The 11254-nt window shown below is 40.4% G+C and carries 3 protein-coding genes; all 3 read right to left on the bottom strand.

Going from position 1 to position 11254, the window contains the following annotated elements:
• Window positions 1-491: 491 nt before the first annotated feature.
• A complete protein-coding gene (locus H6G76_RS21520) occupies window positions 492-2708 on the bottom strand; it encodes an ATP-binding protein (protein WP_190705287.1) in 2217 nt (738 codons plus the stop codon).
• A gap of 298 nt (window positions 2709-3006) precedes the next feature.
• Window positions 3007-10488, bottom strand: coding sequence for a non-ribosomal peptide synthetase (locus tag H6G76_RS21515; RefSeq protein WP_190705285.1), 7482 nt, complete (start codon window positions 10486-10488; stop codon window positions 3007-3009).
• A 556-nt stretch (window positions 10489-11044) separates the two neighbouring features.
• A partial coding sequence (locus H6G76_RS36785) for a hypothetical protein (protein ID WP_206757041.1) occupies window positions 11045-11254 on the bottom strand: 210 nt, incomplete at its 5' end.

The following is an 11254-nucleotide window of genomic DNA, read 5'->3' as shown; positions in this document are numbered from 1 at the left end:
AGGCTGCTGGGTGTGTCGAGAGTTTCTCCACATCCAGCATCGATGTTTTTACCTTGTAGTTTTCTACTTTTACAATGACTTTATCATCAAAGCCTCATTGCTCAACATACAGAGAGACTTTGACATCGATTTGCCTAGTTTCTTGAATATCTAGGTTTGGAGCATTTTTTGGGATGGAGCTAGTTACCACCGTTATCAAGAAGTTCCAGCTTTTCTGAATGAGATTAATCAAGGGCTAACAAAATTTCTAGCTGAAGCGACTTTGTGCCGATGATTTGAAGAAGCCTTGATGTACCACAATTAGTCGTCTGTGCAGCCGACTTGACGCAGTTTCTTGTCGTCGCGGTAAATACTGTCGTCGTTTGATAATTCGAGTCCCAATATCTCGCAGTAACGAACAACTTCACACATAATAATGATGATAATTTAGAGAACTGAATGTCGGTTTTATTTTGAGTAATTGAGAAATTAAAGAAATTTGGGAATTCTTGTTAGATGGATTGAAGAAGTTGTTGTTGGATAGGTAACTGAATTATAAATTTAGTACCCTCCCCAATGGTAGAAAAACATTGCAATTTACCTTTGTGCTTTTCTGTAATGATTCGGTAGCTGATTGCCATACCCATACCTGTCCCTTTACCTACAGGTTTTGTAGTAAAGAATGGATCGAATAGCCTTTTTTGAACCGATTCTGGCATTCCTTGTGCGTTATCAGCGATCGCAATTTCTACCAATTGAGAATCAATTACGGAAGTGCTGATAGTAATTTGGCTGGGATTCTCCTGTATTTGTTGATAAGTGCGCTTGCTATCTACTTCATCAAGGGCATCTATTGCATTAACCAGAATATTCATCAAAACTTGATTGAGTTGACCAGGATAGCATTCTACTTGCGGCAAATTGCTATAGTCTCGAATTACTTCAATTGCTGTGCGGTTTGGTTTGTCTTTGAGGCGGTATTGCAGAATTAATAGCGTACTTTCGATGCCTTCATGAATATCAACTGTCTTAAATTCCGCTTCATCCATACGCGAAAAATTCCGCAGAGACAGCACGATATTACGAATCCTCTCAGTCCCCATTTTCATTGAAGATAGCATCTTCTGTAGATCATCTTTAAGAAATTCCAGATCAATTTCCTGGGCTAATGCTCGAATTTCTGGGTCATGACTAAAATAGCGTTCTTGGCAAAAATAAATCATCTGCAACAAGTTTTGAGTATATTCATCCAAGTGAGTAATATTGCCGTGAATAAAGTTGACTGGGTTATTGATTTCATGGGCAATACCTGCTACCAGTTGACCCAGGCTAGACATTTTTTCACTTTGAACTACTTGTGCTTGGGTACGCTGCAATTCACTTAAAGTTGTTTTGAGTTCAAAAGTCCGTGCTTCAACTCGCGCTTCCAGTTCGGCATTACTATTTTCTAAAGTCAGAAAGGATTGGCGCAGTTGCCCTGCCATGTGGTTAAACGAATGGGCAAGGACGTTAAGTTCTTGAATGTTGCCATCTGTTACTGTCTGGTCTAAGTCGCCAGATGCCATTGCCTGGCTTGCCTGCTTCAGACGCAGGACAGGACGTGAAATCCAGCGTCCGGTGAAAATACCACTTATGGTTGCCAATATCAGTGATCCAAAACAAAGTAAAACAGTAATCTGGGTATTAGTATTGATTTGGGACATAAAGGCACTGTGCGGGATGCTGGTCATGACTAGCCAGTCCAAGCCATAAGAGTCGCGCCAAGGCGCAATATGCACAGAATAATCTTCTCCTTGAAAATTGACTTGCAGTTCTTGGGTACTAGTAATTGTCCGAAGATTAGGAATTTTTTGCTGAAGTTGTTTAGCAATCCCCTGCACAACTGGATTAGGACTTTCTGTGGCTTTAAGACGTTTAATTTCGTTCTTGTTGACAGTAAAAGGTTGCTCTGGACAAGAATTAGCAACCAACATCCCGTCACGTTCTACAATAAATACTTGTCCAGAGCGACTGATATCTAATGTTCGCAAAAATTCGCTCAGTTTCAATAGATGAATGTCAACCCCCACCACGGCAATCAGCTTTTTAGTGGCATCATAAACTGGGCTACCTGCCGATGCTGCAATATAGTGAGGATAGGCAGGATCGTAGTAGGTGTAGATCCTCGTCCAGATGGGTTTCCCAGCTTTGGCAGGTTCAGTGTAATTAGGTTCATTGAGAGTATCCCATGTAGCCGTAGACAAAAGTTGAGTACGATTGCCATCATTGTCTGTCAAGTAAGTTTTGGAATTTTTCGGCAAGCTAGGTGTTTTGATGGTGTTTTCATCGATAGTAACCGTTTTGCCATCATAGCGACCAGCTCCACCTCCTTCGCCAGTTGGTAGATTAAAACTGATGTAAGTTAAATCATAGGCTTGCATTTGATACCAGAAGAATTTGCCAACTGTTTTGCGATCTCGGACATCTAGTAATCCCATCCGAATTGCATTAGCATTGATCTGGATGACTTTATGCGGAATTGACAAGTAAGCATCTAAGTGATGGTTAACCTCACTACTTGTTCGCTTCATCAACTGCTTTGACAGATCCTCAACAGCCTTCTCACCATTTTTAAACGACAAGTATCCCACCAAACCCACTGCACCAAACACTTGCACCACGAAGGGAACAATGAGGACAAGCTGTAATGGCAATGTCCAGAATTTGCTGGATGAGGAACGGGTTTTCATAAGGCGGAAACCGGAGTAAATTTAGAAGGCTGTTGATACGGCTGCGAACTTATTAAAAGCAGTATAAATTGTTGCCTTAGTTAAGATAATTCCCCAAAAATATCCAGATCGAACATAAATTCACTCTACTTTTAGGCACCTAAAATAAAATGCCTCATCTCATAAAAGAGATAATACGGTTGGGTTAACAAAGTTACCTGTTGATGCAAGCAGTTCTTGAGTAGTAAAGAGAAGCAGGAGCAGAGAAATTGATGATTAACCAATTTCTCTGCCCCTGCCTCAATAATTTATCTGCACCCTATTGGAGAGGAGGCTCCAAAAAACCAGAGTGAATAAAGTATGAAAAGTAAGTATTCAGTAGTTTATCATCCACAGGTGGGCAAGTAATATTACTGCTTACTAACCCCATGAATGTATTGGAGCTATCAAATTGCAGAGATTTTTGTCGAAAATAAATTTCAGGAATTGACTGTTGCTGCTCTGGAAGCTTTTCAAATAAGAAAGATAAGAAGGGAAATAAAGCATTCTCTGGCATATCCGGGAGAAAAAATTTGACTTTAGAGAGCCAATCTGGAAAAGGAATTATTTCAATTGAATAGCCAAAATTCTGCATCCAGTTCACAAGCTGATGCCATGAGATAGATTGAGAATTAGAGATGTGAAATATTCTCTGATTAAATGATTTTTGTTTTGATAACTGGACGATCGCCTGGCTAATATAATCAACGGGAACAATATCTACTGGCATATTCCAATCAGGCGCTAACCCCAGTTGAATACAACCTTTAATTAGACTGCGTAAAAAGCCGGGACGGTTACAAATTCCTGTTTGGCTGTGTCCTTCTATCCAAGTGGGGCGATAGATGGCTGTAGGAATTCCCCGCTCATTTGCAAGTGTAACTAATTTTTCTGCAACCCATTTGCTTTGTGTGTAACCATAGAGACCATGAGGGCGATCGGCTGACTGTTCTAAAATAACTTGTGTTTCAGGATAGGCAATTGGTGAAAAAACGCCAATAGTAGAGACAAAATGAACGGGTTTAATCTTAGTTTGACTTGCCAATCTGAGAATTTCTTGTGTACCTAAAACGTTTGCAGGTTTTAGTGCCGAGTATGGATAAACAAAGTTAACTGATGCACTGTTGTGATAGATAATATCGATCGTTTCTGCCAAAGTTTGAAATTCTTCAGACGACAACCCCAGCAGTGGTAGTGATATGTCGCCAATTATGGGAATAATTCTGGAGCTTCTATTTTGTTCCCAAAGCTTGTAAGATTTCAGGATGCTCTTGATGCGTCCGTTACCTTCTTCAACGTCACTAGCCCTGACCAAGCAATAAACCTTAGCCTGGGTTTGCTCAAGTAATTCGTGAAGCAAGAAAGCTCCTAAAAAGCCTGTTGCACCAGTTAATAAAACGTTGGTTGGCTCAAAAGCTAAATCAAACGATGCAGTTTTAGAGTTAATTGTTGGATCTAAAATAGCATCAGCTTGCAGATCGAGAGTAGAGGGAATAGTTGATGCTACATCATCTCCAGCTTTGACTGCTGCAATGATTTCAGCTAATTCTGCAACCTTAGGAGCCATGAAAATGTTTTGCAGGGATAACTCTATCTGGAATGTTTTTTGTATCATGAAAAGCATCCGAGCTAATAATAAAGAGTGTCCTCCCAATTCAAAGAAGTTGTCATGAATTCCAATTTGTTGCAGTTCTAAAATTTGAGTTGCGATCTGTACTAATTGCTGTTCAATATCGTTACGAGGTACAACAAAACTTTTCTGTAATTCAGATCTAACTCGGTTTGGTGCCGGTAATGCACGGCGATCAACCTTGCCGTTTGGTGTCAGAGGTAAGGAGTCCATGACGACAAAGACAGCAGGAATCATATAATCAGGTAGTTTCTCTTTCAGAAAAGCACGCAGTTGCGGTACCAGATTTACTGAATTGTCTGCTTGTTTACTTTTAAGAGGATTATTAGCGTAGGCACTCCAAGGTTTGATGGGAGCAGTTTTGCCAGAGAAGAAATCAATTATGCTCTTGTCATCTGTTTGTCGCTGAAATACTACGTCATAGCAGTCTGGTGCATTTGAAGCTGACCATTGAGTGTGGATAGTGTAAGGTAAGCAATTGCCCAAATTCCACAGTGCTTCCGGATCAATGCCTACTAGCTGTGTATTTACCTGTAATTTTGCCCGTAGTTCGCCCACTGTTTGAAAATCATTGGATGCCAACAATTTAGTAGCTTGAACATCCGCCAGAATTCGTAAATTCTGAATACGGGCTAAACCAAAACATTCTGGTTCAGTGTCTTGTAGAAGTTTATGGATTGTAGACAAAGTTAAATCCGGTTGCCAACCTAGCCAAGTTGGTTCTACAGTGCGATTCACCTTGGTATCGATATGAAGGATGACATCGTAACGAAAGCGAGTCATTTCATTGTGATAACTACCACGCTTAAGTTTAATTTGTACATGACTAATCTGAGATAGATGTTGCTTGAGGGCATGAAAAAAGGCTGGATCGATAACTAATTCTCCATCCTGAGCCATACGTTCTTGGACGCGCTGTCGCAGTTCCTCTATGGGCAAAGTGTCGGCAGCCTGATATAACTGCACGGATGTATGAAAAGCTTCTAGCAACAGCAAGCTGCGTACATCTCCAATGAAGATGTATCCCCCCTGCTTGACTAACTTTACTGCTTTTTCTAAAACACTCACCAAGTAGTCAATACTAGGAAAATACTGAATTACAGAGTTAATCACGATCGCGTCAAAGCTTTCCAGTTCTAATTCATCAAGTGCATCTGCGGCTTTAGTGGCAAGTTTTACCTGGGATAAATTCTGCTGCTTTAATTGCTGCTCTAGGTAACAGATGGCTGTTGCTGAGATATCCATCCCAAAGTAATAGGAGCAGTGGGGAGCAATTCTAAACAGCAACAACCCCATTCCACAACCGATTTCTAAAACGCGCTGCGGTTGTAAAGATAATATTCGCTCAACTGTTCGATCTACCCACTCTTGCATTTCCTGAGCGGCGATCGCTAATCCTGTGTAACTGCTATTCCAACTGATGATATTGAATTTTGGATCGAACTTGGAATTTTGCTCGATTGCAGACTGGCTATAAGATTCATTCCAGATTGTTTGCCACTGTTGTAGTTGTTCAATTTGGGATGTATTAGAGGCATCCTGTGCTGATTTTTCTGATTTAGGAACGAGGTAGGCAACCAATCGCTCATCATAGGCAACAACTACTATCTCCCTCACAGTAGGATGTTGGCTGAGTGCAGTTTCAATATCTCCTAATTCAATCCGAAATCCACGAATTTTAACTTGGTGATCGATTCTACCCAAATATTCAATGTTACCGTCTGGAAGATAACGAGCTAAATCACCAGTTTTATACAGACAATCTTGTTGCCCATTACCAAAGGAGTTATGAATAAATCTCTCTTGGTTCAATTCAGGTCGGTTAAGGTATCCTTGAGCTAAACCCACACCACTAATATATAATTCCCCTGCTACACCAATAGGAACAAGTTGTAAAGAATGTTGGTGATTTTTATCAGGTTTGCATAAGTAAATTTGCGTATTGGCAATGGGACAACCAATAGGTACCGAATTATTTCCTGATTCTAATTTGTAAATTGTAGACCAGACGGTAGTCTCTGTTGGCCCATAGACATTCCAAACACAGGAACACCTTTTAAGCAGTTCGTCTGCCAGTGTTCTCGTCAAAGCTTCACCGCCACAAAGAATTTTCAGATGTGGATTACCTTGCCAATCTACTGCTAAGAGCATTCGCCAAGTCGCTGGGGTAGCTTGCATAAAAGTCGCACGCGATCGCTCAATATACTCAGCTAGTTGTAAAGCATCAGAAGCAACTTCGCGGCTAGCTATGGCAATGCGCGCACCGACAATTAGCGGTAAGTAAAGCTCGATAGTTGCAATATCGAACGAGATGGTAGTCACAGCCAAGAGGATATCTTGCTCGCTCAGTCCTGGTTTCTGAGCGATGAAAGATAGAATATTGACCAGTGAACAGTGTTTAATTTGCACTCCTTTGGGCTTACCTGTGGAACCTGATGTGTAAATTGTATAAACTAAATTTTCAGGTTTTACTCCACTATTTGGATTCTCCTGGCTTTGCTTGACAATGATATGCCAATCAGAGTCTATGCAAACTACCTGTGCATTATGTTTGGGCATCTTGTCAATCAAACTTTGCTGCGTTAATAATACTGGTGCTTGTGAATCGTTGAGCATAAATGCTAAACGTTCTTGCGGATAAGCTGGGTCTAATGGTACATAAACTCCACCCGCTTTGAGAATTGCTAAAAGCCCAATCATCATTTCGAGCGATCGCTCAATGCAAATACCGACAATAACATCCGGTTTTACACCCAGGGTTTGCAAATAATTTGCTACTTGATTTGCTTGCTGATTTAATTCTCGGTAAGTTAATTGCTGTCCGGCAAATTCAATGGCGATCGCATTCGGTGTTCTTAATACTTGCGCTTCAAACAATTGGTGAATACATTCTTGAGGAAAATCGCTTTGAGTCTGATTCCATGTATGCAGTTGTTGTTGCTCGGTTTTTGTGAGCAAGGAGTATCTATCGACTTTCTCATCTGGATTGGCAACGATGTCCTCCAGTAGTTTTTGGAAATGTTCAGCCATCCGAGCGATCGTCGTCGCTGCAAACAAGTCGGTACTATACTCGAAGTAACCTACTAGACCAGTCTGTGTTTCAGCTAATTCCAAAAACAAATCAAATTTGACAGTTTTATTATCAAGGGGCAAGTGAGTTAACGACAAACCCGGCACGTCCCAAGTAGATGTTGGCGTATTTTGCAAGTTAAATACAACTTGAACAAGTGGATTTTGATTGAGTTCGCGGTCGGGTTGTAATGCCTGCACCAGTTCCTCAAATGGTACGTCCTGATGAGCATAAGCTCCCAAAGTCATCTCTCGGACTCGTTGTAGCAGCTGCCTAAAACTAGGCAACCCTGACAAGTCTGTTCGGAGTACGATGGTGTTAGCAAAGAACCCCAACATTTTTTCTAATTCAGGGCGATGGCGATTGCCAACGAGCGAGCCAACAGCAATATCCTCTTGTCCAGTGTAATGAAAAAGTAATGTTTGGAAGGCGGCCAGTAGTGTCATAAAGAAGGTAACGCCTTCCTGACGGCTCAATTCTTTCAGTTCTGTGCTTAAAGATGCGGATAAACTCAGGAAATGTCGCGCCCCTTGATAGCTTGACACTGGTGGTCGAGGAAAGTCTGTTGGTAATGGCAATATGGGTGGCAGATCATTTAACTGCTTTTGCCAATAGGCAAGCTGACGTTCTCGGATCTCACCTTGCAACCACTGTCGTTGCCAGACTGCAAAATCAGCATACTGAATAGTTAAATCCGACAGGGGAGAAGTTTGTTCTAGTGCAAAGGCACTGTAGAGGATCGCCAGTTCCTGCAACAATACTTTCATTGACCAACCATCACAGACAATATGATGCAAGTTGATCAAAAGAAAATGTTCGGTTTCACTTAACTTAAAGAGTGTGGCACGCAGCATCAAATCCTGAGATAAATCAAAGGAACGTCTAGCTTCTTGGATAATTAATTCCCAGATTTGGCTTTGGTCTGTAGGTGAATCTATGACAGGTAGTTTAAATATTGGAGATGTATGAATCACCTGTATAGGTTGCCCATCCACAGCTTTAAAGGTAGTACGTAAAATTTCATGACGGTTGATTATTTCTTGGAAACTTTGTTCTAAAGCTCCAACATTTACCAAACCATTTAGCTGAAAGGCTTCTGGTACGTTATAGAAGGGATTGTTCGGTACTAACTGATCTAAAAACCATAATGGTTCCTGTACGGATGCTAAGGGTAAATTAGCATCGCGTTTTACAGGTTGGATTGGAGGAAGCGATATAGTTTGTATTTGTTGCCTATCTGTTTCTATCAGCTTTGCAAGTTCAGCTATTGTGGCTGATTTAAATAGACAATGTAAAGGTAACTCAATTTGCAAGGCATTGCGGATACGGGAAATTACTTGCGTAGCTAGAAGTGAATGTCCGCCTAAATCCAAAAAATGGTCATAGATTCCTACTTGCGTTAAGCCAAGAATTTCACTCCAAATATTTGCTAACGCTATCTCTGTAGGAGTTTGCGGCGCAACAAAATTCTCCTGGTTATTTCCATAGCTTGGCATTGGCAGAGCTTGACGGTCAACTTTACCACTAGGAGTTAATGGCAGTTTGTCTAGTAACACGATCGCACTCGGCACCATATACTCTGGTAGTTGCGATCGCAAAAATTGCCGCAGTTCACTCACGGAAGTAGCAGGCGCATCTGCAACTATATATGCAACTAAACGTTGTTCTCCAGAAATGTCATTTCGAGGAACTACTACTGCCTGCCGTACTTGAGAATGCTGCTCAAGTACAGTTTCAATTTCTCCTGGTTCAATCCGGTAGCCACGAATCTTGACTTGCTGATCTATGCGTCCTAAATACTCGATATTGCCATCAGCAAGATATCTGGCTAAATCACCTGTTTTATACAAGCGATCGCAATCATTAAAAGGGCTGACAACAAATCTTTGTGCTGTCAATTCCGGAGAATTGAAATATCCTTTTGCTAGACTAACACCACCAACATATAACTCCCCAGCAACGCCAACAGGTACAGGCTGGAGGTCTGAATCTAACAGATATATTTGACTATTAGCTATTGGTTGCCCAATGGGTGGCAATGCTGGCCAATCTTGCGATGAACCAGTCAAGGTAAAGGCTGTGACTACATGAGTTTCAGACGGCCCATAGTGGTTGTATAAACTACATTGAGGTAACTGACTAAATAAATGTGCGATCGCTGTTGTGATACGTAATTGTTCCCCAGCCGTAATCACTTCACATAAACTAGTAGGAATAATACTTTCTATCTGTGCTATTTCTGCTAACTGTTGCAGTGCCACAAACGGTAAAAACAGCCTTTCAATCTGAGCTTTGTTGAGAAATTGTAGTAGGCTTTTAGGATCACGACGCATTTGTTCGGAAATTAGAACCAATGTGCCGCCTGTGGTGAGGGTAGCAAATATTTCTTGGAAGGATACATCGAAACTAATCGGAGTATATTGAAGTGTTTTAGCAGAACTGGCTGTTGAATTTTGCCACTGCCAAGCAATCAAATTGGCAAGTGTAATGTGCGGCATTGCTACACCTTTAGGTTTACCTGTGGAACCAGAAGTGTAGATGACGTAGGCTAAGTTATCTAAAGTGGCCTTGCTTTGGGGATTAGTTGTTCTATGTTGGCCAATAGCTTCTTTTTCACTATCCAAGCAAATGCAATGTGTGGTTGGTGATAACAAAACTTTGCTTAGATGGCTTTGAGTTAATAATATAGAAACTTGGGCATTTTCCAGCATGAAATTTAGACGCTCTGCTGGAAAATTGGGGTCAAGTGGAAGATAAGCACCACCTGCTTTTAAGATAGCTATTACAGCAATAATAAGTTCTAAAGAACGTTCTAGATGCAAACCAACCAGAATATCAGCTTGCACTCCTAATACTTGCAAATTATGAGCAAGTTGGTTAGCACGCTGATTTAGCTCTTGATAAGAAAGACACTGCCCTTCAAACTCTACTGCTATGGTATTAGGTGAGATTGATGCTTGTTCTTCAAATAACTGATGAATTAGTGATATTTTGTCTGAGATTAGGTTATGCTGAGTACGGGAAAAATCTACTTGAGATTCTGTCGAATTTAAAATCGTCATGCTTGGCTTATTCTAATTAATTGAACGGTTATATTTGAAATCTAAAATTAAATTATGCCCTATTTATATTTCTTCCATATCAAAAGATGATGAATTTTGAAATCGCATCAATTGTTGTATTTTTCTTGCTGGGGAGCAATCCTCTAACTTCCTTTATTCAATGCTTAAGCAAGCCTATATTTAGGCTAAATCCGGAAAAATTGATTTCTATAAATTCTGATTATTAAATTTAACTTAATAATTATTATTTACAGTTTTATCTGAAATTTACACTCTGAATCAATATTTACAGAAATTGCAAAATGTTGCGTCAGTATATTTTGCAAAAATACTTGGCATATATATTTCACTGAACTAACCACATATCTTTAAATTAATAAAACTTGAAAAACCAGCACTTTTACACTTTTTGAGATTAGAAAGACCTTAGGTTTATTTCTCGTAATTTTTCTTAAGGAAATCTTAATACTTTCAGGGATTTTTAAGCAATTACAATATTTATTAATTTTTAAATCTTCATCAATATTAAACATACTTAAGCTTAATTATCGATAATTTAGCCGATATTATGATATTCAGTTCGATTTGCGTTTGGTGTTTCTCCGGATAGCAAAGAGCGAACTAAGTAAACGTGAGTTCGATGAACCTCTCCCCAACCCCTCTGTCTTGAAAAGTTTTGCGCCGGGAAACCCGGACGCGCAACGCCAGTTGCTTTATGCCGGGGAACCCGTCCAACGCACTGGCTCAACTTTTCGCTCCGACGCGG

The sequence above is a fragment of the Nostoc sp. FACHB-152 genome (assembly GCF_014697475.1).
In the GTDB taxonomy this organism is placed as follows: Bacteria; Cyanobacteriota; Cyanobacteriia; order Cyanobacteriales; family Nostocaceae; genus Nostoc_B.
This window is presented reverse-complemented; position numbering and strand designations above follow the sequence as displayed.